The sequence below is a fragment of the Streptomyces speibonae genome (assembly GCF_984686075.1).
In genome coordinates, this window is record NZ_OZ480260.1 from 7,662,338 (window position 1) to 7,688,055 (window position 25,718).

Annotated in this window: 20 protein-coding genes, 1 tRNA gene and 1 pseudogene; 11 read left to right on the forward strand and 11 right to left on the reverse strand. The window is 74.5% G+C overall.

All coding sequences use genetic code 11. From position 1 onward, the window contains the following. Positions 1-3: 3 nt before the first annotated feature. Positions 4-579: a PadR family transcriptional regulator gene (locus AC5L3C_RS34150; RefSeq protein ID WP_493652968.1), complete on the forward strand. Its 576-nt coding sequence runs from the start codon at positions 4-6 to the stop codon at positions 577-579. 89 nt (positions 580-668) lie between these two features. On the opposite strand, the gene AC5L3C_RS34155 is transcribed toward AC5L3C_RS34150, so the two are convergent. Both AC5L3C_RS34155 and AC5L3C_RS34160 read right to left on the reverse strand, forming a co-directional pair. Next, entirely contained in the window at positions 669-1,199 is a 531-nt protein-coding gene (locus AC5L3C_RS34155) for a hypothetical protein (RefSeq protein WP_493652969.1), read from the reverse strand. A 214-nt stretch (positions 1,200-1,413) separates the two neighbouring features. Then, positions 1,414-2,427, reverse strand: coding sequence for a fibronectin type III domain-containing protein (locus AC5L3C_RS34160; protein ID WP_493652970.1), 1,014 nt, complete (start codon positions 2,425-2,427; stop codon positions 1,414-1,416). Between the two features lie 420 nt (positions 2,428-2,847). Between AC5L3C_RS34160 and AC5L3C_RS34165 the strand changes: the two genes are divergently transcribed. Next, on the forward strand, positions 2,848-3,612 hold the full coding sequence (locus AC5L3C_RS34165) for a glycoside hydrolase family 75 protein (RefSeq protein ID WP_493654143.1): 765 nt from the start codon (positions 2,848-2,850) through the stop codon (positions 3,610-3,612). A 30-nt stretch (positions 3,613-3,642) separates the two neighbouring features. Here the strand turns inward: AC5L3C_RS34165 and AC5L3C_RS34170 are convergent, their stop codons facing one another. Genes AC5L3C_RS34170 through dhaK form a run of 3 tightly spaced genes read right to left on the reverse strand, consistent with a single transcriptional unit; the run spans position 3,643 to position 5,710 of the window. Further along, positions 3,643-4,053, reverse strand: coding sequence for a PTS-dependent dihydroxyacetone kinase phosphotransferase subunit DhaM (locus AC5L3C_RS34170; RefSeq protein ID WP_493652971.1), 411 nt, complete (start codon positions 4,051-4,053; stop codon positions 3,643-3,645). After that, positions 4,046-4,663 (reverse strand): dihydroxyacetone kinase subunit DhaL, encoded by a 618-nt coding sequence (gene dhaL, locus AC5L3C_RS34175; protein WP_493652972.1) that lies wholly within the window; start codon positions 4,661-4,663, stop codon positions 4,046-4,048. Before dhaL ends, AC5L3C_RS34170 begins: the two co-directional genes overlap by 8 nt. A gap of 54 nt (positions 4,664-4,717) precedes the next feature. Next, positions 4,718-5,710 (reverse strand): dihydroxyacetone kinase subunit DhaK, encoded by a 993-nt coding sequence (dhaK, locus tag AC5L3C_RS34180; RefSeq protein ID WP_493652973.1) that lies wholly within the window; start codon positions 5,708-5,710, stop codon positions 4,718-4,720. Between the two features lie 407 nt (positions 5,711-6,117). Between dhaK and AC5L3C_RS34185 the strand changes: the two genes are divergently transcribed. Together AC5L3C_RS34185 and AC5L3C_RS34190 are read left to right on the forward strand one after the other, a co-directional pair. Continuing rightward, positions 6,118-6,504: a BlaI/MecI/CopY family transcriptional regulator gene (locus AC5L3C_RS34185; protein ID WP_493652974.1), complete on the forward strand. Its 387-nt coding sequence runs from the start codon at positions 6,118-6,120 to the stop codon at positions 6,502-6,504. A gap of 6 nt (positions 6,505-6,510) precedes the next feature. Continuing rightward, positions 6,511-7,443, forward strand: coding sequence for a M56 family metallopeptidase (locus tag AC5L3C_RS34190; RefSeq protein ID WP_493652975.1), 933 nt, complete (start codon positions 6,511-6,513; stop codon positions 7,441-7,443). A 66-nt stretch (positions 7,444-7,509) separates the two neighbouring features. On the opposite strand, the gene AC5L3C_RS34195 is transcribed toward AC5L3C_RS34190, so the two are convergent. Next, positions 7,510-7,965: a tellurite resistance TerB family protein gene (locus AC5L3C_RS34195; RefSeq protein ID WP_493652976.1), complete on the reverse strand. Its 456-nt coding sequence runs from the start codon at positions 7,963-7,965 to the stop codon at positions 7,510-7,512. Between the two features lie 258 nt (positions 7,966-8,223). Between AC5L3C_RS34195 and putP the strand changes: the two genes are divergently transcribed. From putP to AC5L3C_RS34215, 4 genes are all read left to right on the forward strand, one after another. Further along, positions 8,224-11,787 carry a sodium/proline symporter PutP gene (putP, locus tag AC5L3C_RS34200; RefSeq protein WP_493652977.1) on the forward strand — a complete coding sequence of 1,188 codons (3,564 nt, stop codon included), beginning with the start codon at positions 8,224-8,226 and terminating at the stop codon, positions 11,785-11,787. Between the two features lie 85 nt (positions 11,788-11,872). After that, positions 11,873-12,868 carry an Acg family FMN-binding oxidoreductase gene (locus tag AC5L3C_RS34205; protein ID WP_493652978.1) on the forward strand — a complete coding sequence of 332 codons (996 nt, stop codon included), beginning with the start codon at positions 11,873-11,875 and terminating at the stop codon, positions 12,866-12,868. A 195-nt stretch (positions 12,869-13,063) separates the two neighbouring features. After that, positions 13,064-14,401 (forward strand): hemolysin family protein, encoded by a 1,338-nt coding sequence (locus AC5L3C_RS34210; RefSeq protein ID WP_493652979.1) that lies wholly within the window; start codon positions 13,064-13,066, stop codon positions 14,399-14,401. Further along, complete coding sequence (locus tag AC5L3C_RS34215; protein WP_125509138.1) at positions 14,398-15,423, forward strand: hemolysin family protein; 1,026 nt, start codon at positions 14,398-14,400, stop codon at positions 15,421-15,423. Before AC5L3C_RS34210 ends, AC5L3C_RS34215 begins: the two co-directional genes overlap by 4 nt. Positions 15,424-15,428: 5 nt before the next feature. On the opposite strand, the gene AC5L3C_RS34220 is transcribed toward AC5L3C_RS34215, so the two are convergent. After that, positions 15,429-15,815: a hypothetical protein gene (locus AC5L3C_RS34220; RefSeq protein WP_493652980.1), complete on the reverse strand. Its 387-nt coding sequence runs from the start codon at positions 15,813-15,815 to the stop codon at positions 15,429-15,431. Positions 15,816-16,162: 347 nt separating this feature from the next. Between AC5L3C_RS34220 and selA the strand changes: the two genes are divergently transcribed. Next, entirely contained in the window at positions 16,163-17,482 is a 1,320-nt protein-coding gene (gene selA, locus AC5L3C_RS34225; protein WP_493652981.1) for an L-seryl-tRNA(Sec) selenium transferase, read from the forward strand. A 4-nt stretch (positions 17,483-17,486) separates the two neighbouring features. Continuing rightward, positions 17,487-19,241, forward strand: a pseudogene (locus tag AC5L3C_RS34230) (SelB domain-containing protein); the annotation flags it as partial. A gap of 38 nt (positions 19,242-19,279) precedes the next feature. Here AC5L3C_RS34230 and AC5L3C_RS34235 read toward each other — a convergent pair. Next, positions 19,280-19,372: transfer RNA gene (locus AC5L3C_RS34235), tRNA-Sec, on the reverse strand. A 55-nt stretch (positions 19,373-19,427) separates the two neighbouring features. Between AC5L3C_RS34235 and selD the strand changes: the two genes are divergently transcribed. Next, on the forward strand, positions 19,428-20,453 hold the full coding sequence (gene selD, locus AC5L3C_RS34240) for a selenide, water dikinase SelD (protein WP_493652982.1): 1,026 nt from the start codon (positions 19,428-19,430) through the stop codon (positions 20,451-20,453). Between the two features lie 3 nt (positions 20,454-20,456). Here the strand turns inward: selD and fdh are convergent, their stop codons facing one another. The 3 genes from fdh to AC5L3C_RS34255 form a co-directional block, all read right to left on the reverse strand. Next, a complete protein-coding gene (gene fdh / locus AC5L3C_RS34245; protein WP_493652983.1) occupies positions 20,457-23,714 on the reverse strand; it encodes a formate dehydrogenase in 3,258 nt (1,085 codons plus the stop codon). Positions 23,715-23,780: 66 nt separating this feature from the next. Next, positions 23,781-24,782: an NrfD/PsrC family molybdoenzyme membrane anchor subunit gene (nrfD, locus tag AC5L3C_RS34250; protein ID WP_493652984.1), complete on the reverse strand. Its 1,002-nt coding sequence runs from the start codon at positions 24,780-24,782 to the stop codon at positions 23,781-23,783. Continuing rightward, positions 24,779-25,678, reverse strand: coding sequence for a 4Fe-4S dicluster domain-containing protein (locus AC5L3C_RS34255; RefSeq protein ID WP_125509153.1), 900 nt, complete (start codon positions 25,676-25,678; stop codon positions 24,779-24,781). The genes nrfD and AC5L3C_RS34255 overlap by 4 nt, the downstream gene beginning before the upstream one ends. Positions 25,679-25,718: the final 40 nt, after the last annotated feature.

Here is a 25,718-nt window from a genome sequence, read left to right on the forward strand (position 1 = left end):
CCCATGTCACTCCCGCACGCGATCCTCACCGCCCTGCTCGAGAAGCCGTCGTCGGGGCTGGAGCTGACCCGCCGGTTCGACAGGTCGATCGGCTACTTCTGGTCCGCCACGCACCAGCAGATCTATCGCGAGCTCGGGAAACTGGAGGCCGAGGGCCTGATCAGAGCCCTGGCCCCCGAGCAGCCGGCCAGGGGCCAGAAGAAGGCGTACGAGGTACTGCCGGCGGGACGGCGGGAGCTGGCCCGCTGGACCGCGGCGTCCCAGGACCCCAAGCCGCTCCGCGACGCGATGCTGCTGCGGCTCAGGGCGGCGGCCGTGGTGGGGACCGAGGGCCTGGAGACGGATCTGCGCCGCCACCGGGAGCTGCACGCACGGCAGCTGGAGACCTACCGGGAGATCGAGCGGCGCGACTTCCCGCCCGGCAGGGACGAACCCCAGGACCGGCTGCGACACCTGGTGCTGCGGGCCGGTATCGACCTGGAGACCTTCTGGACCCAGTGGCTCGACCACGCGCTGTCGGAGTTCTCCCGCCTGCCCGGCGAGGGGGAGCCGGAGCGGCCCGGCGCCCGGGAGACGTGACCGCCGCACAGGGGGGCGCCGCACGGAGACGGGGTGGCGCCGGCCGCCCGACCGGAGCGCATCGGACGTGATGGCGGCCGGCGCCCGCTCTAGAGGCGGCGCGGCTTGGCGCGCCGGCGCAGGTACCAGGCCGTGGCGAGCAGGCCGGTGCCGACCAGCGAGCCACCCGCGATCAGGGTGAGCGTGCCGTAGTCCGTCGAGCCGCCGCCGAGGCCGCCCATCACTCCGCGGGTCGGGGACGCGGTGGGGGTGACCGACGGGCTGGGCGCGGGCGTGACGACGACGGCCTGGGTGCCGGCGGTGCTGCCGTTCGAGCACACCACGATCACCGTGTAGGTGCCCGCGCCGACGTTCGACCAGGCCGCGGACTGTCCTGCGGTGGTTCCCGACAGCGCCACCTGCCGGCCCTGCGAGAAGTCCGTCTGGCTGCTGTTGAGCAGCGATGCGGTGCCCCAGTTGCTGTTGATCTGGGTGCACGCACTGGTGGTGACCGAGACCGTCGACCCGCTGGTGCTGACGGAGATCCCGGCCGCCGCGGCCGGGACGGCCGAGGTCAGGGCGAGCGTGGCGGCGGCTGCCACGACCGGCCCGGAGCGGAGCAGGGGCTTCGAGATGCGCATGTGGACTGCCTTCCGGCGGCACGGCCGGCGGTACATCCCTTGCGCCGCCGAGGTCGGGGAGCGCCCGTGCTGCCACGAGGCAAGCCAACGGGCAGCCGGAGCCGGGCGCACTCCGGCGGCATCCGGGCAGGTGACGGCGTCCTCCGTGCGGCCGAGGGCGCGGGGGATCCGGCCGGTCGAACCGGTCGGGCCGGCACGAGACCCTGAGGGCCCGTCAGCCGCCGGAGCCCGTCGTCACCGTGCGCTCCGCCGAGAAGCCGCCCCAGGTTCCGTCCGGCAGCTTCGCCCGGATCCGCACCCGGTGCGTGACCCCCGCCTCCCGGCCCAGGTAGCAGCGGTACGTCGCCCGGTCGCGCGGTGGCTCGCCGCCGTACACGAGGGAGGTGGCGTTACGGCCGTCCAGGTGCACCTCGTACTCGGTGACCGCGCCGTCCACGCGCGGGGGCGCCCAGGTGAGCACCAGATGGTGGGCGCCGTCGGACCACTCGGTCGTGGCCCGGAAGCCGGTGGGCGCGGTGCCGGTGCCGGTGCCTGCGCCGGCCGCCGCGTCGCCCGCGGTGGTGAGACGGACGGCGGCGCCGGGCGGGGAGAGATGGCCGGCCGCGTCCCGGGCCCGGACGGTGAAGACATAGCGGGTGCCCGGACGCAGACCGGTGACCACGGCGGAGGTCTGGTTCCCGCCCACACTGTGGATCTTCGTGCCGCCCTGATGGATGTCGTACGACACCACGTCCCGGTCGTCCTTCGCGGCGGACCACGACAGCTGGACCGTCCGGCTCCCGAGCACCCGGCCCCGCGACCTCTCCGGCCGCGTGGGCGGGGAGCCGTCGGCGGCGGCCGCCGGGGGCGTCGTCGCCCGGACCTGCCGGCTGGGCGGGCCGAGCCGCCCGTCCGTGTCCCGGGCCCGCACCGTGAACACATGGGAGGCCGCGGGCTCGAGCCCGGTCACATCCACCATGTGCGCGGAGCCGGGTACGTCCTTGACCTTGGTGGTGCCCCGGTACACCTCGTACCGGCCCACCTCCGCGCCGGCGGCGGCGACCGCGTTCCACATGACGTGCACGCTGGTGGCGCTGCCGGCCTGGGCCGTGACACCGGTGGGTGCTCCGGGCGGCCGCTCGCCGCCCGCGTCGTCCTGCCCTCCCCAGCGGCAGGAGACGGCCAGCAGGAGGACGGCGCAGAGCGCGAGGAGGCGGCGCGGGGACACGGCTGGGGGAACGCCACGCACGACTCTGCCTCCCGGGGTGGAGCACGGACCGGTCCGCACAATGGTCTGTACCAATATGCGGCGCCGGCACGGTCGCATCAAGAGGAGCGGGTGGTCGGAGCATTGCCGCGCATTACGTATGCTGAAGCTCTGAACGGGTCGAACCGCCTTACGTCGCAAGGGAGTTCGATCTACGGGCGCGGACCGCTGTCGTCGCAGATCCCGTGCCGGTGCGGGCGGCCGGGCGGCCCGAGCGGAGCAGAGCTCGGGCCCCGGCCCCCTGTCGCCCTCACTGGTGCGATCGTGCGCCGTCCGGCCCTGTCGAGACCGTCAATCCGTCCCATTCTGCGTATATCGGGCAAAGTGCCCGTGAGTGTGCGTCAGTGTCCCCGACGGAAGGCCCCCTTGAACGTGTCCCGTGTCCAGTCGATCACCCTGGCCATGGCCGGTGTCGCCCTGCTGGCCCCGCCGGCACCCCCCGCCGCGCCCCAGCCGCGCACCGAACCGGTCGCACGCCGTGCCGAGCCCGTCTCCGTGCGACGCCCCGCCCCCGCACTCGTACGCCGCCCGGATCCCGCCCCCACCCGGCAGGCGGACCGCGGGACACCCCGGCACGCGGAGCCGGTCACCGCCGCCGAACTGCTGGCCGAGGTGAGCGCGTGCACGCCCGTCTCGCGCGGCCGCTACCGCAAGGACCAGAGCTCCCGGGCCACCGTACGCGTGTGCGGCACCCCTGACGCCGTCTTCTGGAAGGCCGACATGGACATCGACTGCGACGGCCGCCCCGGCCGCCGCTGCAATGCCTCCACCGACCCGTACTTCTCCGCCTCCACCGCCTTCGCCCAGTCCGACGGCCGGCCGCTGAGCTCGGAGCGGCTGCCCTATGTGGTGGTGCCCGCCCCCAGCACCGTGTGGAACCACCGCGCCCACGGCGTGCGCGGCGGATCGGTCGCGGCGATGGTGTACCGCGACCGGGTCCGCTACGCGGTCGTCGGCGACACCGGACCCGCCGGCATCATCGGCGAGGCGTCGTACGCCGCCGCCGAGTCGCTCGGCATCGACCCGGACCCGCGCTCCGGCGGCACCCCTTCCGGGGTCACCTACATCGTGTTCAAGAACAGCAGGGCGACCCCCATCGAGGACCCCGGGGCCGCGGTCGCGCAGGGCGAGCGGCTGGCCCGCGAGTTCGTCGGCGGTGACGGCTGACCGGGAACGGCACGGCCGCACCCGCTCCCCTCACACCTTCCGGTACGCGTACGCCTCCGTCGCGGCCGCCTCCACCGCGGCCAGGTCCGCCCCCGTCGATGCCGTGACCACCGCGGCCACCGCGCCCTCGACGAACGGCGCGTCCACCAGCCGGGTGTGCGCGGGCAGTTCGTCCCCCTCGGCGAGCAGCGCCTTCACGGTGAGCACCGCACTGCCCAGATCGGCCAGCACCGCGACCCCGGCCCCGCGGTCGGCCGACGCCGCCGCCGCGGAGATCAGCTCGGCACTGGTGCCGAAGCCGCCGCTCTCCGTGCCGCCCGCGGGGACCACCGGCACCTCGCTGCCGGCGCCTGCCAGCCCCTTGGCCAGCTCCGCCACCGAGGCCGCGACCGTCGCGCTGTGCGACACCAGCACGACCCCCACCCGTTTCCCGTCACTCACCACCGGCCTCCGGGGCCGCCGCGGCGTCGACGAGCGCGGCGATCAGCAGCGCCGCCGAGGTGGCGCCCGGGTCCTGGTGCCCGATACTGCGCTCGCCCAGATAGCTCGCCCTGCCCTTGCGCGCCCGCAGCGGCGTGGTCGCCACCGCACCCGCCGCCGCGGCGTCCCGGGCCGCGGTGAAGGAGTCGCCGAGCGCGTCCACCGCGGGCATCAGCGCGTCGATCATCGTCTTGTCGCCCGGCGCGGCGCCGCCGAGCTGCATCACCGCGTCCACCCCGGCGCGCAGCGCCTCGGCCAGGCTGCGCTCGTCCACCTCGGACGCGTCCCCGAGCGCCTTCCCGGTGCGGCGCAGCAGCGTGCCGTACAAGGGACCGGAGGCGCCGCCCACCGTCGAGACGAGCAGACGTCCCGCCTGGATCAGCACCGTCCCCGGGGTGGCCGGCGGCTCCTTCTCCAGCGCGTCGCGCACCGCCCGGAACCCCCGCTGGAGGTTGCTGCCGTGGTCCGCGTCCCCGATCGGCGAGTCCAGGGCGGTGAGCCGCCCCGCCTCCCGGTCCACGGCAGCGGCGGTGACCGTCATCCAGCGGCGGAAGAAGTCGGCATCGAGCAACGGGAACTCCTTGCGTGGTAGGGGTATGTCCGAACGGCGCGGTGCCCGCTTCCCTCACATGCCCCAGCGCAGCCCCGGAGTGCGCACCGGCGCGTCCCACAGCCCCAGCAGCTCCTCGTCGACCTGACACAGGGTGACCGAGGCGCCCGCCATGTCGAGGGACGTGACGTAGTTGCCGACGAGGACGCGGGCCACCGGGACGCCGCGCTCACCGAGCACCCGCTGCACCTCGGCGTTGAAGCCGTACAGCTCCAGCAGCGGGGTGGCGCCCATCCCGTTGACCAGCACCAGGACGGGGTTGCGCGGAGTGAGGTCGTCCAGGATCGCGTCCAGGGCGGCCTCGGCGATCTCGCCGGACGTCATCATCGGCCGCCGCTCCCGGCCGGGCTCGCCGTGAATGCCGATGCCCAGCTCCAGCTCGCCTTCGGGGAGGTCGAAGGTGGGGCTGCCCTTGGACGGAGTGGTACAGGCGCTCAGCGCCACGCCGAAGGTGCGGGAGTTCTCGTTGACCTGCCGGGCGATCGCCTCCACCCGCTCCAGCGGCATGCCCGCGTCGGCCGCGGCGCCCGCGATCTTCTCCACGAACAGCGTGGCACCGGTGCCGCGGCGGCCCGCCGTGTACAGGCTGTCGGTCACCGCCACGTCGTCGTTGACCAGCACCTTGGCGACCTGGATGCCCTCGTCCTCGGCCAGCTCCGCGGCCATGTCGAAGTTGAGCACGTCACCGGTGTAGTTCTTCACGATGAACAGCACCCCGGCGCCGCTGTCCACGGCCGCAGCGGCGCGCACCATCTGGTCGGGCACGGGGGAGGTGAACACCTCGCCGGGACAGGCCGCCGACAGCATCCCCGGCCCGACGAACCCGCCGTGCAGCGGCTCGTGACCGGAGCCCCCGCCGGACACCAGGCCCACCTTTCCGGCGACCGGGGCGTCCTTGCGGACGATCACGCGGTTCTCCACGTCCACCGCCAGTTCGGGATGCGCCGCCGCCATTCCGCGCAACGCGTCCGCGACCACGGTCTCCGGAACGTTGATCAGCATCTTCATCGATACCTCCTGGTGAGACGAGCGGGCGGCCCCCAACCGGTATTTTACCTGGTCAGAGTAGGTACTGCTCGGTTGTCGATCCTGGTCGTCCCGGGGCTGGTCGGCCGGATTCCCGGGGTGTCGATGCCGATGTCGGGGACGGGGCGTCCGTGGTGGCCGGTCACGCACTCATCATGGGACGCGCCGGCGCCGATGAGAAGTCGGCCGACCCGTCGGGCCGGCCGTCCCGCGCAGCCCGTCGCTCCTCCTCATCCACCTTCACCGCCTTCCCGAATGTCCGATTCATTACGCTCCCCTCGGAGAGTGACGAGTCCCGCCCGGGTTCCCGGGGCCCGCGCGGACCGTGCCGGCGGGCGTCTATACGATGACCGCCCGGGTGACCGGAGGTGACGGAAGGGAGGCACGGAGTGGCGGAGCGGCAGCGTTCCCGGCGCCGGGGGCAGGGCGAGCTGGAGTCGCTCGTCCTGGCGGCGCTGCGGGAGGCGGACGGCCCGGCGACGGCCGGCTGGGTGCGGCAGCGCCTCGGCGGGGATCTCGCCCATACGACCGTGATCACCATCCTGACCAGGCTGCTGGCCAAGGGCGCGGTCACCCGGGAGCGCACCGGCCGGTCCTTCGCCTGGACCTCCGCGTCGGACCGGGCGGGCCTGGCCGCCCACCGGATGCGCAGGGTCCTCGACGCCGAGAGCGACCGGGAGGCCGTGCTGGCCAGCTTCGTCACCGGCCTCTCGCCCGACGACGAACGCCTCCTGCGGGACCTGCTGACCCGGCAGGGCGACGAAGGGGACGACTGAGCCGTCATGGGCGTGTTCGTCTTTCTGCCGCTCGTGCTGCCCCTGACGGCGTGGCCGATCGCCCGCCTCGCGGAGCACCGGCTGCACCCGCGCACCGCGACCCGGCTGCTGACCGGGGTGGCGGCGGTGATGGCGGTGTGCAGCACGGTCTGCCTGGCGCTGGTGATGGTGGTCGGCACCGCCCAACTGCCCGGGAACCCGCTGCCCGACGGCTGGTCGGACCCCGAGGTGCGCGCCGCGGTCCCCTGGGACGAGGTCGTCGGCAAAGCCGCGATCCCCGCCTTGGGCGCGGTGCTGGGGGCGTGCGGCCGGACGCTGTGGCGGCACGCCCGGGTGCGCCGCCGCGCCCACCGGGCCCTGGCCGGGCTGCGGGGGACACGGGTGGCGGTCCTGCCGGACGCCGAGCCCTACGCCTATGCGCTGCCGGGCCGGCGCGGGGGCCGCGTGGTGGTCACCACCGGGATGCTGCGGAGCCTCGCACCGGCCGAGCGCCGGGCGCTGTTCGCGCACGAACGGGCCCATCTCGCGGCCGGCCACCACCGCTTCCTCCTCGCCGTCCGGCTGGCCGCGCGGGTCAACCCCTTCCTGCGGCCGCTGCGCACGGCGGTGGCCTACACGGCGGAGCGGTGGGCGGATGAGGACGCGGCACGGAGCGTCGGCAGCCGCCGCACCGTGGCGCAGGCGATCGGCAGGGCGGCCCTGGTGTCGCGGGGCACCCCGGTCGCCACCCTGGCGTGCTTCGCCGCCCCCGGGCCGGTGCCGCGCCGGGTGGCGGCGCTGCTCGCGCCCGCCCCGGCGGTACGGCGCTGGCCGCCCTTGTTCACCCTGGTGGGGCTGGCCGCGTGGGGCGCGGCCGCGGGGGCGGCCCTGTCGGCGATGGCGTCGGCGAACTCCACGGTGACGATGGTCCGCATCCTCTACGCGGCGACCCCGCTGTGACCCGGGCGGCGGCGGTCCACGGCCGGGGCGGACCGCCGGCGGCCCGCCGCGCGCGCCCCGGGACGGTCAGAGGTCGAACTCGTGCGGCGGCAGGTCGAGGGCGTAGCACGCCTCGCGGACCACGGCGCGCTCGTTCTTGTCGAAGTCGCCGTCGGCGCCGCCGATGACGATGCCGATCTGGATCACGGCCCGCGCCTCCGCGGGCTTCTTCTTCGCCTTGGCGACCTCCTGAAGGACGCTCACCTTGCCGAAGGCGAAGTCGGCGGTGAGCTTGCCGAGGTTCTCCTCGAAGCGGCGGCGCAGGTCGTCGGCGGGGAAGTTCTGCAGCACCTCGTTGGTGGCGATGAGCTGGGCCACGCGCTGCCGCTCGGACGGGTCGACCGTACCGTCCGCGGCCGCCACCAGCGCGCACATCGCCATGCTCGCGTCGCGGAACGCACCGCTCTTGAGGTCGTTCTTCTTCGCCGTCAGCTGGGTCTGCATCTGGGACGCAGACTCCTTGAGGCGGTCCCACAGGGCCATGAGAACTCCGTACGTGTCGGGAGGGGCGCCCGGGGCGTGCCGCTCCGGACTCCCGCCGTTTCTACAGTGATGTAGAAGCTATCAGGAGGTGGTGCGAGAAATGGTTCCGGGCCGTCGTCCTGTGGTCAGGAAACCCGTGAACCGGGCATCCACGTGGTTGTAGATGTTCTCTATCTGTAGATTTGACGCCAAAGTGCGGAACCGCCGGCCCGACCGATGGGTGTGCCCCTGATCGGGGACAGCCCGGGCGAGGACCCTATGCTCAACTTGAGTGCGCCGATCGTCACCATGTTCGCGCTGTACGTGGTCGTCATGGTCGCCACGGGTGTCTGGGCCTGCACCCGCACGCGCACGTTCTCCGACTTCGCCCTCGGCGGGCGCCGCCTCCGGCCGCCCGTCGCCGCCCTGTCCGCGGGGGCCAGCGACATGTCCGGCTGGCTGTTCCTGGCCCTGCCCGGCGCCGTCTACGCGGCGGGCATCGGCTCCGCGTGGATCGCGCTCGGTCTGGCCGCCGGCACCTATCTGAACTGGCTCTTCGTCGCGCCCAGGCTGCGCACCTACACCGAGCGGGCCAGGAACGCGGTCAGTCTGTCGGCCTATCTGGAGGAGCGGTTCGAGGACCGCACCCGGACGCTCAGACTCGTCTCGGCCGCGGTGACGCTGGTCTTCTTCACCCTCTACGTCAGCAGCGGTCTGGTGGCGGGCGGGCTGCTGTTCAACACCGTCTTCGACGTGCGTTTCGGGCTGGGCGTCACCGTCACCGCCCTGGTCATCGTCATCTATTCGGCCCTGGGCGGCTTCCTGGCGGTGAGCCTGACCCACGTCCTGCAGGCGACGCTCATGTTCGTCGCCCTGGTCGTGCTGCCCGCGACCGCCATCGCGTCCCTCGGCGGCTTCGGCGGCCTGGGCAAGGCCCTCGACAGCAGGGAACCGGCCCTGCGGGACCCCGGAGCCCTGGTCGACTACGGGGGCGGTCTCTGGTCGGCCGACGGCGCCCTGGGTGCCGTGGCGATCGTCTCGCTGCTCGCCTGGGGCCTCGGATACTTCGGGCAGCCCCACATCCTGGCCCGCTTCATGAGCATCCGCAGCGTCCGCGACGTTCCCGCCGCTCGCCGCATCGGCACCGCGTGGGTCGTGGTGGTGCTCGCCGGCGCCACCCTCGTCGGCCTGACCGGGATCGGGGAGCTGGTCCCGTCGCTGTCCGACCCCGACACCGTGTACATCGAACTGGCGCGGACGCTGCTCAACCCGTGGGTCGCCGGCGTGATGCTGATCGCCGTGCTCGCCGCCGTCATCTCCACCGCCGACAGCCAGCTCCTGGTGTCGTCCGTGGCCCTGACCGAGGACTTCTACCGGGCCTTCCTCAATCGCCGCGCCGACGACCGGACACTGGTGTGGGTGGGGCGCGGCACGGTGGTCCTGGTGATCGTCGTGGCCTTCGCCATCGCCTTCAGAGGTGACGCCGTGCTGAGTCTCGTCGCCCACGCCTGGGCCGGCTTCGGGGCCGCCTTCGGCCCGGTGGTCCTGCTGTCGCTGTACTGGCCCCGCATGACCTGGGCCGGAGCCATGGCCGGCATCGTGTCCGGCGCCGGCACGGTGCTGCTGTGGGGCCGGATCAACCCGCTGCTCGGACCGCTGGAATCGGGGGTCTACGAAATGGTCCCGGGCGTCCTGGTCGCCACGGTCGCCGCCCTCCTGTTCGGCCGGTACGTCGGCCGGCCGCCGAAACGGGCCTTCTGGCGCATGCCCGGGGGAGGCATGAGCCAGCTGATGCTCACCTCGTTCCTCGCCCACGCCCCGGTCGGCCTCGCGGTCCTCGACACCGACCTGCGCTACGTCTGGGTCAACGAGCCCCTGGACCGTCTGGTCCCCCTGGGGGACCGGCTGGGACGTCAGGTGCACGAGGTACTGCCGCCCGCGGAGGCCGCCCTCTTCCAGGAGAAGATGCGGACCGTCCTCCAGACGGGGCGCCCCGTGATGGACTGCGAGTTCGTCACCACCATCAGCGAAGAAGGCGAGCACGCCCGTGCCATGTCCGCGTCCTTCTTCGGGATGCGGGACCGCCGCGACCGCACCGTGGGCATCCTGTACATGCTCATCGACGTCACCGAACGCCGGCGGGCACAGCAGCGGCTGGCGCTGCTCAACGACGCCGGCGCCCGCATCGGCAGCACCCTGGACGTGCGCCGGACCGCGCAGGAACTGGCCGACGAGGCCGTGCCGGCCCTCGCCGACTTCGTCGCGGTCGACCTGCTGGACTCCGTGATGCGGGGCGAGGAGCCCGCCCCCGGGCCGGTCGGCCTCGCGCCGGTGATCCGCCGCGCGGGCCAGGCGTCCGTGCGCCCGGGGTGCCCCGAGGGCAGCCTGGCCGTCGGCGAGGCCGTACGCCGCGCCCCGTCCTCGCCCGTGACCCACTGCCTGCTGGAGAGCAGGACCCTGGTGGAACGCACCCTGGACCGCACCGCCAGCCCGTGGGTGACCGAGGACCCCTCGCTGGGCGCCTCCCTGCTGAAGTACGACTTCCGCTCGCTGATGGTGGTGCCGGTGCGGGCACGCGGCGTCACCCTGGGCGTGGCGACCTTCGCCCGCTCCCGCGGCTCCGCCCCCTTCGAGGACGACGACGTGCGCCTCGCCGAGGAGATCGTCTCCCGCGCGGCGGTGTGCGTCGACAACGCCCGCCGCTTCACCCGCGAGCGCAGCGCCTCCCGCGCCATGCAGCAGTTCCTGCTGCCGCAGGCCCTGTCCGGGGGATCGGCGCTCGACGTCGCCTCGTGGTACCAGCCCGCCGGTGTCCCCAGCGGCGTGGGCGGCGACTGGTTCGACGTCATCCCGCTCTCCGGGGCCCGGGTCGCCCTCGTCGTCGGCGACGTCGTCGGCCACGGCATGAACGCCGCGGCCACCATGGGACGCCTGCGCGCCGCGGTGCGCACGCTCGCCAACCTCGACCTGCCTCCCGACGAACTGCTCGCCCACCTCGACGACCTGGTCATCGGTCTCATGGGAGCGCACGACGCCCACGAGCCGGACGCCGCCGAGGGCGCCGGGTTCATGGGGGCGACCTGCCTGTACGCCGTGTACGACCCCGTCGGCAGCCGGTGCACCCTGGCCCGCGCGGGGCACCTCCCACCGGTCCTGGTGACGCCCGGCCGCCCCGCCGAGGTACTGGACCTGCCCGCGGGCCCGCCGCTCGGTCTGGGATACCTGCCGTTCGAGTCCGTCGAACTGGAGATCGCCGAGGGCAGCCTGCTGGCCTTCTACACCGACGGCCTCGTCGAATCGGCCGGCCGGGACATCGACGACGGGATCTCCCAGCTGGGGCAGGCGCTCACGCGGCCCGCACAGACGCTGGAGGAGATCGGCCGGGGCGCGGTCGACACGCTGCTGACGGGCCCGCCGCCCGACGACGCCGCCCTGCTCCTCGCCCGGACCAAGGTCCTCCCGCCCCGTCAGGTCGCCTCCTGGGACCTGCCCAGCGATCCGGCCGCCGTCGGCGACGCCCGCGCCGCCGTGGTGCGGCAGCTGACGGAGTGGGGCCTGGACAGCCTCGAGTTCACCACGGAGCTCATCGTCAGCGAACTGGTCACCAACGCCATCCGTTACGCCTCCGGACCGATCGGCCTGCGCCTGATCCGCGACCGCGGCCTCGTCTGCGAGGTCCGCGACGCCAGCGGCACCTCACCGCGGCCGCGCCACGCGCGCACCACCGACGAGGGCGGACGGGGACTGATGATCGTGGCCCAGCTCGCCCACCGGTGGGGCACCCGGCACACCTCGGCCGGCAAGGTCATCTGGACCGAACAGCCCTTCACCGCCGACGTCTGAGCCCGGGCGGACCCGGTTCCCGGGGAGCGGAACGGGGAACCCGCCCGAGAGGAGCCGGGTGCCGGAAGGGCGCGAGGAGGACGGCATGGCATCGCGACCACTCGACGACAGCACGGTGACCACGCTGGTGGCCGAGGCCATCACGGCACCGTCCATGCACAACGCCCAGCCATGGCGCTTCCGCTACCTCGGCGCCGAGCATCTCGTGCTGCTGCGGGCCGATCCCGAACGGGCCATGCCCCACTCCGACCCCGACAACCGGGCCCTGCACATCGGCTGCGGGGCGGCCCTGTTCAACCTGCGGGTCGGCGCCGCGTACGCGGACCTCGTCACGGAGACCACCCTCCTGCCCGAGCCCGGCGACCCGCTGCTGCTCGCCGCCGTACGGCTGTCCGCCCCGCTTCCGCACAGCCCCGCGGACGTGGAACTGGCCCGGCTGCACCCCGCCGTGCGCGAGCGGCACACCAGCCGCCATCCGTTCAGCGACGAGGACATCCCCGACGACGTACGGGACACCCTGCGCGACGCCGCGGCCCGGGAGGGCGCCGAGCTGCTCTTCCCCGGACCCTGGCACACCGACAGCCTGCTCGACCTGATCCGCGACGCGGAGAGCAGGGACGCCCTGGACCCCGGCGCCGCCGAGGACGTGCTCCGCTGGACACGGCTGGGCGCCGAGGCGGAGACCGCCGTCGACGGCATCCCCGACTACGCCTTCGGCCCCCGCAAGGAGGACGGCAGGGCACCCGTCCGCGACTTCGCGGGCCGCCGCACGGTGCCAGGCCGCGGCACCACCGCGTTCGAGGACCGCCCGCACCTGGCCCTGCTCAGCACCCGCGGCGACGGCCCCGCCGACTGGCTGCGCGCCGGGCAGGCCCTCGAACGCGTCCTGCTGGAGGCCACCCTGGCGGGCCTGGCCACGTCCCTCACCTCCCACGCCATCGAAGAGCCCGCGCTGCGCCCGCTGGCCCGCGACCCGGCCGAGGGCGTCGGACAGGTGCACATGGTGCTGCGCCTCGGCTACGGTCCCCCGGGCCCCGCAACCCCCCGGCGCCCCGTGCGGGAGGTCCTGGAGATCGTCTGACGCCGCCTGGCACCACGACAACTTTGCGGCTCCTTTACAGTTGGCGTGGGAACAGGCCATCCTGCTTTCCCACCACAAGTCGTCCACATGTCCGAGAAGGAGCGACGGTCTCCCGATGGGTGATCCTCCCAGTAGCAGCCGTGCCACCCCCGTTCGTCCCGGCCGAACGGCCCGTGAGGGAGCGGGGGTGGCACGGTGACCGAGGTCCTGCTGCTCCTGCTCGCGCTGGCGCTGACCCTGGCCTGCGCGGTGTTCGTCGCGGCCGAGTTCTCCCTGACCACCGTCGAGCGCGGTGAGCTGGAACGCGCCGCCGAGGCCGGCGAGCGCGGCGCCGCGAGCGCCCTGCGCGCCGTACGGCATCTGACGCTCCAGCTGTCCGGCGCCCAGCTCGGCATCACCGTCACCTCCCTGGTGATCGGCATGCTCGCCGAGCCGTCCCTGGCCGCCCTGCTGCGCGGACCGCTGCGGGCCGCCGGGCTGGGCGGCGCCGCTCCGACGGCGGCGACCGTACTGGGCGTGACGGTGTCCACCGTCGTGCTGATGGTGGTCGGCGAGCTGGTCCCGAAGAACTGGGCGATCTCCCGGCCGACCGCCGTCGCCAAGGTGGTCGCCGGACCGCAGCGCGCGTTCACCGCCGCCTTCGGCCCCTTCATCGGGCATCTGAACGGCACCGCGAACCGGTTCGTACGCCGCCTCGGCCTGGAGCCCGCCGAGGAACTGGCCTCCGCGCGCACCCCCGAGGAACTGGGCGCGCTGGCCCGGCGCTCCGCCGCCGAGGGCGCCCTGGAGGCGGACTCCGCGGAACTCTTCGTCCGCACCCTGCACCTGAGCGAACTCACCGCCGAGAACGTGATGACCCCGAGGGTCGACGTCCGGGCCCTGGAGGTGCACGCCACCGCCGCCGACGCCGCCGCCCTCAGCCACGCCACCGGGCTGTCCCGCTTCCCCGTCTACCGCGACAGCCTCGACGAGGTCGTCGGCACCGTCCACATCCGCGACGTGCTCGCCCTGGAACCGCGGCGGCGGCCCGGCACGCCCGTCACCGACCTGACCACCCCGCCCCTGCTCGTCCCCGACTCCCTGACCGCCGACCGGCTGCTGGAGCGGATGCGCGCGCACCGCACCATGGCCGTGGTCATCGACGAGTACGGCGGCACGGCGGGCGTGGCCACCGTGGAGGACATCGTCGAGGAGGTCGTCGGCGAGGTCCGCGACGAGCACGACCCCGTCGAGGTCCCCGACCTGGCCCCCGCCCCCGCCACCGACGACGGCCGCGGCGTGTGGGAGGCCGACGGCAGCGTCCGCCTCGACCGGCTCTCCGGCATCGGGCTCACCGCGCCGGACGGCCCCTACGAGACCGTCGCCGGACTGATCGCCACCCGCCTGGCCCGCATCCCCGTCAAGGGGGACGCCGTGGACCTCGACGGCTGGCGGCTCGAGGTGCTGGAGATCGAGCACCACCGCGCCGACCGCATACGCGTCACCGCACCGGCCGCCGACCCGGCCGACCACGTCACGGAGGGAGCCCGATGACCGCCCTGCAGCTCGCCATCGGCGCCCTGACCCTGCTCACCAACGCGTTCTTCGTCGGCGCGGAGTTCGCCCTGATCTCGGTGCGCCGCAGCCAGATCGAACCCCGCGCCCAGGCGGGCGAGAAACGCGCCCGGATGACGCTGTGGGCGCTGGAACACCTGTCGGCGATGATGGCCACCGCCCAGCTCGGCATCACCGTCTCCTCCCTGGTGCTCGGCGCCGTCGCCGAACCCGCCATCGCGCACCTGATGGAGCCCGCCTTCGAGGCGGTGCACGTCCCGCACGGCCTGGTGCACCCCATCGCATTCGTCATCGCCCTGACCCTCGCCACCTATCTGCACATGCTGATCGGCGAGATGGTGCCCAAGAACCTCGCGCTGGCCGCGCCCGTATCGGGCGCCCTGCTGCTCGGCCCGCCGCTGGTCGCGCTGACCCGGGCGCTGCGGCCGGTCGTGTTCGGCATCAACGCCTTCGCCAACGTGCTGCTGCGGCTGCTGCGCGTCGAGCCCAAGGACGAGGTCGAGTCGGTCTTCACCGACGACCAGCTCGCCCGGATGGTCGTCGACTCCAGCGAGGCCGGCCTGCTCGCCCCCGCCGACGGCGAGCGGCTGCGGGACGCGCTGGAACTCGGTACCAGGCCGGTCGGCGAGATCCTCGTGCCCGGGCCGCGGATGCGCACCGTCGACCACACCGTCACCCCCGCCCGGCTGGAGAGGCTGGCCGCCGAGGCGGGTCTGTCCCGCTTCCCGGTCACCGGCCCCGACGGCACCGTCCTGGGCTATCTGCACGTCAAGGACACCCTCGGCGCCGCCGACCGCGACCGGCCCTTCCCGCGCACCGCCCTGCACCGCATCACCCGGGTGCGCATCGACACCCCGCTGGACGACACGCTCACCGCCCTGCGCGCCGAAGGCAGCCATCTCGCCGCGGCCGTGGGGGAGAACGGCAGGGTCATCGGCTTCGTGACCATGGAGGACGTCCTGACCGAACTGGTCGGCCCGGCGGCCCCGGCCACCGCCTGACGCGGCTACTGCGGCATCCGGCGGCAGCGCGCGTTGTGCCAGGCGATCGCCCGCCGGATGTCGGGCTCGTGCAGCCCGGTCCGGCAGGCGAGCTGGGTCATCGACAGGGCCGGCGGGCCCGACGTCAGCACCCGGGTGATCTTGCCCGCCCAGAGCTCCTCGTCCACGAAAGGCCGGCACCGGTACTCCCGGCGGATCGCCTCGAGATGGGCCTCACCGCAGGCGGTGACCGGGCGCAGACCGTCGTGCCGCTCGTCGGTGGGGTGGACGGACGAGGAGTCCGCGACATAGCCGCGCACCGCCTCCTGCGCCGGGAACGTGCGCGCGCACAGATCGCACAGCTCCAGCGGGAGTGTTTCCGGACGCCGTACGTGCTTCCTGCGCTTCCACATCGTCAGCTCCCCGCGGGCCGGATGCGATCAGCGTACTGCGCCCACCGTCCCCCGCCCACCCGGTGAACGGCCCGCTTGCCCGCACCCGGACCGCGATCCGCGGCGCACCGGCGCGAGCCCCGATCACCGGTCTCCGCCCGCCGTGACCGCGCGCGTGCCGCGCAACGGGCGCTCGCCGCCACGTTCGCCGTCCGGCGGGTGCTCCGCCGCCGCGACCATGCCCGGGCCCACCACGGGAACGCCGGCGCCCGGTCGCCCGCCGCGCTTCGGCGTGTCGTGTTCGCCGTCCGGGGCACTGGTGGACGATGAAGGACCGGCCGGCAACCGGGCGTGAACGGAGGAGTCGGGTGGATCCCACGGGCGCAGGCGTCGACACGGACGTACGACGGCGGATTCCGCGCACCGACGCCGTGCTGCGCGATCCGCGGCTGCTCCGGGCGGCTCACCGGCTGGGCGCGGCGCGGGTGAAGGCGGCCGTCCACCGGGCGCAGCAGCGGGCGCGGGAAGGCGCCGTCCCGCCGGACGCGGTCGCCGACACGGCCGTGGCCCTGCTGCCGCCGTCGGCCGGCGGACTGCGGCCGGTGATCAACGCCACCGGCGTGCTGCTGCACACCAACCTCGGCCGCGCCCCGCTGTCGGCGGCGGCCCGGCAGGCCGTGCAGGAGGCCGCCGGACCCACCGACGTCGAACTCGACCTGCACACCGGCGTCCGGGCCCGCCGGGGCCGTACCGCCCTGGCCGCCCTGCGCGCCGCCGTACCGGCCGCAGGGGCCGCGCACGTCGTCAACAACGGGGCCGCCGCCCTGGTCCTGGCCGCCACCGCGCTCGCCGCCGGCCGGGAGATCGTCGTCAGCCGGGGCGAGATGGTGGAGATCGGCGACGGCTTCCGCCTGCCCGACCTGCTGGTCTCCACCGGCGCCCGGCTGCGCGAGGTGGGCACCACCAACCGCACGACGGCGGCCGACTACGCCGAGGCCGTCGGCCCGGACACCGCCTTCGTGCTGAAGGTGCACCCCTCCAACTTCCGCATCACCGGGTTCACCCGCGCCGCGACCGTCGCCGAACTCGCCCCCCTGGGTGTCCCCGTCGTCGTCGACATCGGCTCCGGGCTGCTCGCCCCGCACCCTGTCCTGCCCGAGGAACCCGACGCCCGCACCCAGCTGGCGGCGGGCGCGGCGCTCGTCACGGCCAGCGGCGACAAACTCCTGGGCGGACCCCAGTGCGGACTGCTCCTGGGCCGCGAGGACCTGATCCGCACCCTGTCCCGGCATCCGCTGGCCCGCGCCCTGCGCGTGGACAAACTGACGCTGGCCGCCCTGGAGGCCACCCTGACCGGCCCCGCGACCCCGACCGCCGAGGCGCTCGCCGCCGCACCGGAACCGCTGCGGCGGCGCGCCGAACGGCTCGCGGCCCTGCTGGCCGCCGACGGCGTGGACGCGCGGGCCGTCCCCAGCGAGGCCACCGTCGGCGGCGGCGGAGCACCCGGTGTGACCCTGCCCAGCGCCGCGCTGTCGCTGCCCGAGCGGTACGCCCCGCCGCTGCGCACCGGACCGGTGCCCGTGGTGGGCCGCCTGGAGGACGGGCGGTGCCTGTTCGACCTGCGGGCCGTGCCGGAGGCGGACGACGAACGGCTCGCGGCGGCCGCACGAGCCGTGGAGAGGAGGTAGCGGCATGCGGGTGCTGGCCACCGCCGGCCATGTCGACCACGGGAAGTCCGCCCTGGCCAGGGCGCTGACCGGGATGGAACCCGACCGGTTCGAGGAGGAGCGGCGCCGGGGCCTGACCCTGGACCTCGGCTTCGTGTGGACCCGGCTCGACCCGCCGGACGGCGAGCACCTGGCCCTCGTCGACGTGCCGGGCCACGAACGGTTCGTCGCCACCATGCTGGCCGGTGTCGGACCGGTGCCGGCCGTGCTGTTCGTGGTGGCCGCCGACCAGGGCTGGCAGGAGCAGTCGCAGGAGCACCTGGAGATCCTCGACGCGCTCGGCGTGCGTCACGCCGTGCTCGCGGTGACCCGCAGCGACCTGGCCGACCCCGAACCCGTGCGCGCCGACGCCGTCGCCCGCATGGCCGCCACCTCCCTCGGCACCGTGCCCTCCGTCGCGGTGAGCGCGGTGACGGGCGAGGGCGTCGGACAACTGCGCAAGGAACTGGCCCGGCTGGCCGGCGCGCTGCCCGTCCCACCCGCCGACGCGGACGTACGGCTCTGGCTCGACCGGGCGTTCACCGTGCGCGGTCACGGGACGGTCGTCACCGGCACCCTGGCCGCGGGCACCCTGCGCACCGGCGACCGGCTGGCGACCGGGGACGGCACGACCGCGCTGCGGGTGCGCGGACTGCAATGCCTGCGCCAGGACCGCTGCGCCGTCCGCGGCGTGGCACGGGTGGCCGTCAACGTCCACGGCGCCCCCGACGCCGTACTCGGCCGGGGCCAGGTGCTGTGGACGCCCGACCGCTGGCTGCTCACCGGCACGTTCGACGTCCGGGTCACCCCCACGCCCGCCGCCGACCTCCCCCGTGAGACCACCCTGCACCTGGGCACCGCAGCCGTCCCCGTGACCGTGCGGCCGCTCGGCGCGGACACGGCCCGCCTCACCGCCGCCCGGGACCTCCCCCTGAGGATCGGCGACCGGGCGGTGCTGCGGGAGCCCGGCGGGCGGCGCCGCACCCCCTGCGGGGTGACCGTGCTGGACGTCCGTCCCCCGCCCCTGACCCGGCGGGGCGCGGCCCGGGCCCGAGCCGCCGAACTGGCGGACATGACCGGCCGTCCGGACGGCACCGGCGAACTGCGACGGCGCCGCATCGTCCGCCGGACCGAACTGGAGGCCATGGGCGCCGCCGCCCCCGCGCCGCCCGTCGCCGGTGACTGGCTCGCCGATCCCGGGCACTGGGCGGCGCTGCGGGACCGCCTCGGCACCGAGACCCGGCGCCACGCGGCGGACCACCCGCTCGATCCCGGCCTGCCCACCGAGGCGGCCCGGCGACTGCTCGGCCTGCCGGACCGGGCCCTGGTCGACGCCCTCGCCGGCACCCCGGGCACGGTGCCGCTGCGCCGCGCCGGCGGGCGGCTGCACGCCCCCGGAGCGGAGGGGCCCTCGCTCCCGCCGCGGGTGCGGGCCGCCGTCGACGCCCTGCGGGCCGACCTCGAGACGTCACCCTTCCGCGCCCCGGAGGCCGGACGGCTGGCCGAACTGCGGCTCGGCCGCCGGGAACTGGCCGCCGCGGTCACCGCCGGCGCGCTGCTGCGGATCGCCGACGGCATCGTCCTGCTGCCGGGCGCCGACGCCCGCGCCGTCGCCGTCCTGCGCGCTCTTGCGCAGCCGTTCACCCTCAGTGAGGCCCGCCGGGCCCTGGACACCACCCGCCGGGTCGCCGTACCGCTGCTGGAGTTCCTGGACGCACGGGGCCTGACCGAGCGGGTGGACGAGCTGCGCCGGCGCTGTCCCGCCGCCGGCGCGGAGAACGGAGGCGGACGGGAATCGAACCCGCCTGCCCGAGATCCTCGGGCACCTCGGTTTTGAAGACCGGGAGGGCCACCAGGCACCCACACGCCTCCACCGCCCGCCAGGCTACCGGCTCACCCGCCCGAAACCCGACAAGGAGCCAGCCCCATGCACGCCCCGACCGGAACATCCGTACGCCTCACGCAGTTCGCGCACGGCGGCGGCTGCGCCTGCAAGATCCCGCCCGGTGAGCTGGAGGACGTCCTCGCCGGCCTCACCCCGCCGCCGACCGCCGGCGGCGACACCCCGCTGCTGGTGGGGACGGCCACGGGGGACGACGCGGCGGTGGCCGCCCTCCCGGCACGGGACGGCGGCGCGCCCCTGGCGGTCGTGTCCACCGCCGACTTCTTCACCCCCGTCGTCGACGACCCCTACGACTGGGGCCGCATCGCCGCCGCCAACGCCCTGTCCGACGTCTACGCGATGGGCGGACGGCCCGTCCTGGCCGTCAACCTCCTGGCCTGGCCCCGCGAGGTGCTGCCGATGGAGCTGGCCCGCGAAGTGCTGCGCGGCGGGCTGGACGTGGCCACCGAGGCGGGCTGCCACGTGGGCGGCGGACACAGCGTGGACGACCCGGAGCCCAAGTACGGCATGGCCGTCACCGGTCTGGCGGACCCCGCCCGGCTGCTGCGCAACGACACCGGCCGCCCCGGCATGCCGCTGTCGCTCACCAAACCACTCGGGCTGGGCGTCCTCAACAACCGGCACAAGGCGACCGGCGAGCGCTTCGCCCAGGCGGTGGCCACCATGACGTCCCTCAACCGGGACGCCTCCGCCGCCGCCCTGGCAGCCGGGGCGACCTGCGCCACCGACGTCACCGGCTTCGGACTCCTCGGCCATCTGCACAAACTCGCCCGCGCCTCCGGCGTCACCGCCATGCTCGACACCGCCGCCGTGCCCTACCTCGACGGAGCCCGCGAAGCGGTCCGGGACGGCTACGTCAGCGGCGGCACCCGGCGCAACCTGGACTGGGTGACCCCCTTCACCGACTTCGGCCCCGCCGGCCAGGACACCCGGCTGCTGCTCGCCGACGCCCAGACCTCGGGCGGGCTGCTGGTGGCGGGCGAGGTGCCGGGCGCCCCCGTGATCGGGGAGCTGGTCCCGCAGGGCGCCCACACCGTCGTCCTCAGGTGAGCGTCACAGCCCGGTGCCCGTCCCGGCGTCGATGCCCGCCCGCGCCCGGTAGCGCAGCACCAGCTCCCGGGCGGCCGGACCCCGCGGCCGGCGCCCCGGCCGGATGTCCACGGCGAACGCCTTCGCCTCCTGGATGTGGGTGTTGGGGTCGAGGGACAGATGCAGCAGCTCGTTGGCCGCGTCCCCGGTGCTGTAGCCGTTCGGACCCCAGTGGTAGGGCAGCCCCACCTGGTGCAGCGGGCGGCCGTGCACCGTCAGCGTCGCCATGCGGTCGGTGACCAGCACCCGCGCCTCGATCACCGCGCGGGCGCTGACGATCGTCGCCCAGCCGGTGTGCGTCAGGCCCCGCTCGGCGGCGAGCTCCGGCGACACCTCGCAGAAGAACTCCGGCTGAAGCTCCGCCAGATAGGGCTGCCAGCGCGACATGCCGCCGGCCGTGTGATGCTCCGTCAGCCGGTAGGTCGTGGCGACGTACGGGAACACCTCCGTCCCCGGCTCGCCCGCGCTGGGCTGGTAGCGGTTGTCCGGGTGCGGCGGCAGCAGATGCCGTACGGGATTGCGCTGACGGCCGTACAGCAGGTTCGGGAACGGCGAGTCCTGCGGCTCGTAGTGCGTCGGCAGCGGGCCGTCGGTGAGGCCCGCAGGCACGTACAGCCACGCCTTGCCGTCGGCCTGCATGATGAACGCGTCGGTCCCGGACAGCGCCTCCGGGCCGGTCGCGCCCTCGGGCGGCACATGACCGGGCGACTTGTCCTTCTTGAAGTCGGGCACGTCGTGCCCGGTCCACTCGCCCCGCTCGGCGTCCCACCACACCAGCGCTTTGCGGGCGCTCCACGGCCTGCCGTCCGGGTCCGCCGAGGCCCGGTTGTACAGCACCCGGCGGTTGGCGGGCCAGGCCCAGCCCCAGGCGGGCGCGACCCAGTTCTGCTCCCCGCCCGGGGTGCGCCGGTCGGCCTGGTTGACGCCGTCGGCCCGCACCCCGCAGTAGATCCAGCAGCCGCAGGAGGTGGAGCCGTCGTCCGCCAGCTGGTCGTAGCCCGACAGCGGGGCGCCCTGCGCGTCACGGCCGTTGATCTCGGCCAGCACCGCCTCGGCGTCCGGTTCGTCGAGGTCACCGGCCGTCGGGTAGTCCCAGGTCAGGTCGAGCAGCGGCCGGTCCATCGGATCGGTGGACGCGGCGAGCTTCTCCCGGATGATCCGCCCCAGGTGGTAGGTGAACCACAGATCGCTGCGCGCCTCGCCGGGCGGCGGCACCGCCTGGTGGTGCCACTGCAGCAGCCGCTGGGTGTTGGTGAAGCTGCCGTCCTTCTCGGTGTGCGCGGCGGCCGGCAGGAAGAACACCTCCGTGCCGATGTCCTCGGTGCGCAGCTCACCCGTGTCGATCTCGGGGCCGTCCTTCCACCAGGTGGCCGACTCGATGAGGGAGAAGTCCCGTACGACGAGCCAGTCCAGGGCGGCCATGCCCAGGCGCTGCAGTTTGGCGTTGGCGGAGCCGACCGCCGGGTTCTCGCCCATGAGGAAGTAGCCCTTGCAGGTGCCGTCCAGCTGGGCCATGACCGTCTCGTACGTGGAGTGGGAGCCGGTCAGCCGCGGCAGGTAGTCGAAGCAGAAGCCGTTCTCCGCGCGCGCCGCGTCGCCCCAGTACGCCTTGAGCAGACTGACCAGGTAGGCGCTCATGTTGCCCCAGTAGCCCTTGGGCGCGGCGTCCGCCCGCACGAACGCGTCCAGATCCTGGTGCTGGTGGGCGTGCGGCATCGGGATGTAGCCCGGCAGCAGGTTGAACAGGGTGGGAATGTCCGTCGAGCCCTGGATGGAGGCGTGCCCGCGCAGCGCGAGGATGCCTCCGCCGGGCCGGCCGATGTTGCCGAGCAGGCTCTGCAGCACGGACGCCGCGCGGATGTACTGCACCCCGACCGTGTGCTGGGTCCAGCCGACCGCATAGGCGAAGGCGGTGGTGCGGTCCCGTCCGGAGTTCTCCGTGACCAGCTCGCACACCTGGCGGAACGTCTCCTGCGGGACCCCGCAGACCCGCTCGACCACCTCGGGCGTGTAGCGGGCGTAGTGCCGCTTGAGGACCTGGAAGACGCAGCGGGGATGGGTCATCGTCTCGTCGCGTTCCGGCTCGCCCTCGGGGATCGTGGGGCCGCCGGAGCCGTGGGACTCGCCGCGCGCCGCCTCCGTGACGTCCTCGGACTCGTTGAGCCGGTCGAACTGCCGGTCCCGCTGCCCGGAGGCCGGCTGCACGTCGACGCCCCGGTACTGCCAGGTGGCCGGGTCGTAGCTGCGGCTGTCGGGGTCGAGCCCGGAGAACACGCCGTCCAGGTCCTCGGTGTCCCGGAAGTCCTCCCGCAGGATCACCGGCCCGTTGGTGTAGGCGACCACGTAGTCACGGAAGTACGCGTCCGTGCTCAGGACGTGGTTGATGATCCCGCCGAGGAAGGCGATGTCCGAACCGGCCCGCAGCGGTACGTGCACGTCCGCCATCGCGCTGGTGCGGGTGAACCGGGGGTCGACGTGGACCACCTTCGCCCCACGGGCCTTGGCCTCCATCACCCACTGGAACCCGACCGGATGGCACTCGGCCATGTTCGAGCCCTGGATGACGATGCAGTCGGAGTTCTGCAGATCCTGCTGGAAGGTGGTCGCGCCGCCGCGGCCGAACGAGGTTCCCAGACCGGGAACGGTGGAGGAGTGTCAAATACGGGCCTGGTTCTCGATCTGGACGGCGCCGAGGGCGGTGAACAGCTTCTTGATGAGGTAGTTCTCCTCGTTGTCCAGCGTGGCCCCGCCGAGGCTCGCGATGCCGAGGGTGCGCCGGGTGCGGGCCTGGTCGACCTCCCACTGCCAGCCCGCCCGGCGGGCCTCGATCACCCGGTCGGCGATCATGTCCATCGCCGTGCCGAGGTCGAGGCGCTCCCACTCGGTGCCGTGCGGACGCCGGTACAGCACGCGGTGCTCGCGCGCGCCTCCGGTGGTCAGCTGCAGGCTGGCCGAGCCCTTGGGACACAGCCGGCCGCGCGAGATGGGGGAGTCGGGGTCGCCCTCGATCTGGGTGACGCGCCCGTCCTCCACGTACACGTTCTGGCCGCAGCCGACGGCGCAGTACGGGCAGACCGACTTCACGACCCGGTCCGCCGAGGCGACCCGGGGCGTCAGCCGCTCGGTCGGCCCGCTCTTCGCGGCGGCACCGCGGCCCAGCGGGTCGCTCCCGGTGAGCTGGCGGTAGACCGGCCAGGATTCGATCCACGTGCGTACGCCCATGACGCCTGCCCTTTCCGCACTGCGCGCGCTCGGCCCCGGCGGAGTACCCAGAACCGCGCGCGTCAATCAGCGGGACCGCGGATCCGCGGTCCGTTCCCGGGCCGTCAGCCGCTCCCGCTGCGGTACGACCGTGTACCGGGGGTCCTCGGCCGAGGCCACGCCGGCGTGGAACACCCCGAGCCGCAGGGCCGCGGACCCGGCCAGCAGGGCCGTACCGGCGAGCGCGCCGAGCGCCCGGTGGCGGCCCGCACCGGCCGCCAGCGCGGCGCCGCCGGCCGTGAGCACCTCCGCCGCGCGCAGCCAGGTCCGCGGCCGGCCCCGCTCGTACGCCTCGGCCGCGAGCCCCAGGTTCCGCTTCATCAGCCGGAAGGCGCCCAGTTCGAGCACCGCGCCCAGGACGGCCGCGCGGCGGGCCGGACCGGTCTGCTCCGGCGGTACCGCGGCCAGGGCCAGACCGGCCGCCGCGGTGGCCCCCGAACCGGCGAAGGCGAACGGCATCTCGCGGTACCCCTCGTGCCACGACGGCACGGCGGTGTCGCAGATCAGCACGGCGGTGTACGTCGCCACCGCCGGGCCCAGGGCGGCCGCGGAGGCGGTCGCGGCGGCACCCACCATCCGGTACCGGCCCGCGACGTCGGCGGCGGCCGCGGCCATCGTGAGCGGCGCGTAGCCGGCCAGCAGCCACGAACCCACGCTCATCGGCGACGTCGGCTTGAAGACGCGGAGCATGTAGAGGAAGCGCCCGGGGCGGCCCAGGTCGTGCACGAGCGCCGCCAGCGACAGCGAGACCGCTCCCGCCGCCCCCAGTTTCGCCGTGCGGGCCAGCGCGGGCCGCGCGGTGACCTGCGCGCCGGCGGCCAGCAGCGACGACGCCCCGGCCAGCCCGCCCATCCAGAGATAGCCCGCGACGTCCAGCGGCTTCCACTCCGGCCGCTTCAGCACCGGCCTGCCGTAGTACGACGCGAACTCGGCGTCCGGGACCATGGCCCGCTCACCGCGCCCCCGGCGGCGACGGCGGCGCCCGGAGTGCCCGGCGTCCGGGGTCCCGTCCCGGGGCACCCCGCTCATCGCCGCCTCCCGGCGAACCCGGCGACGGCCAGCGCCGCGAGCGAGACGGCGGCCGCCGCCGCGTGCCGCCACATGTCCGGCAGATCGCGGGTCGTGACGACCGGGTCGGGCGGCAGTCCGTACACCTCCGGCTCGTCCAGCAGCAGGAAGAACGCGCCGTCGCCGCCGACGCCGTCGCCCGGGTCCTCGCCGTACAGACGGGCGCTGCCGGCCCCGGCCGCGTGCAACTGCCGCACCCGGTCCGCCGCGCGCTCCCGCAGTTCCTCCAGCGGGCCGAACTGGATGGACTCGGTGGGGCAGGCCTTGGCGCAGGCCGGTTCCATGCCGGCGCCGAGCCGGTCGTAGCACAGGGTGCACTTCCAGGCGCGTCCGTCCTCGGGCCGCCGCTCGATGACCCCGTACGGGCAGGCGGACACGCAGTAGCCGCAGCCGTTGCAGATGTCCTCCTGCACGACGACGGAGCCGAACTCGGTACGGAACAGCGAGCCCGTCGGGCACACGTCGAGGCAGGCGGCGTGGGTGCAGTGCTTGCACACGTCGGACGACATCAGCCAGCGCATCTCCCCGCCGTCGGGGGAGGCCCCGGGGGAGTCGGCGAGGCCGCGGGCGGCGTCGAAGACGTCGACGTCCTCCATGCCGGCGGCACCCGGCACCGCGGCGGGGGCGGGCGCGCGCTGCTCGATGAACGCGACGTGCCGCCAGGTGCTCGCGCCCAGGGCCTGGGTGTTGTCGTAGGACATGCCGGTGAGGTCGAGGCCGTCCTCCGGGATCGCGTTCCACTCCTTGCAGGCCACCTCGCACGCCTTGCAGCCGATGCACACCGACGTGTCGGTGAAGAAGCCCATGCGCGGCGGCGGATCGGCGTGCCCGGCCGCGCGCACGATGTCGTCCGTCATACGGGACCTCCTCCTGGCTCGGCCGGGCACGGGTGCCCCC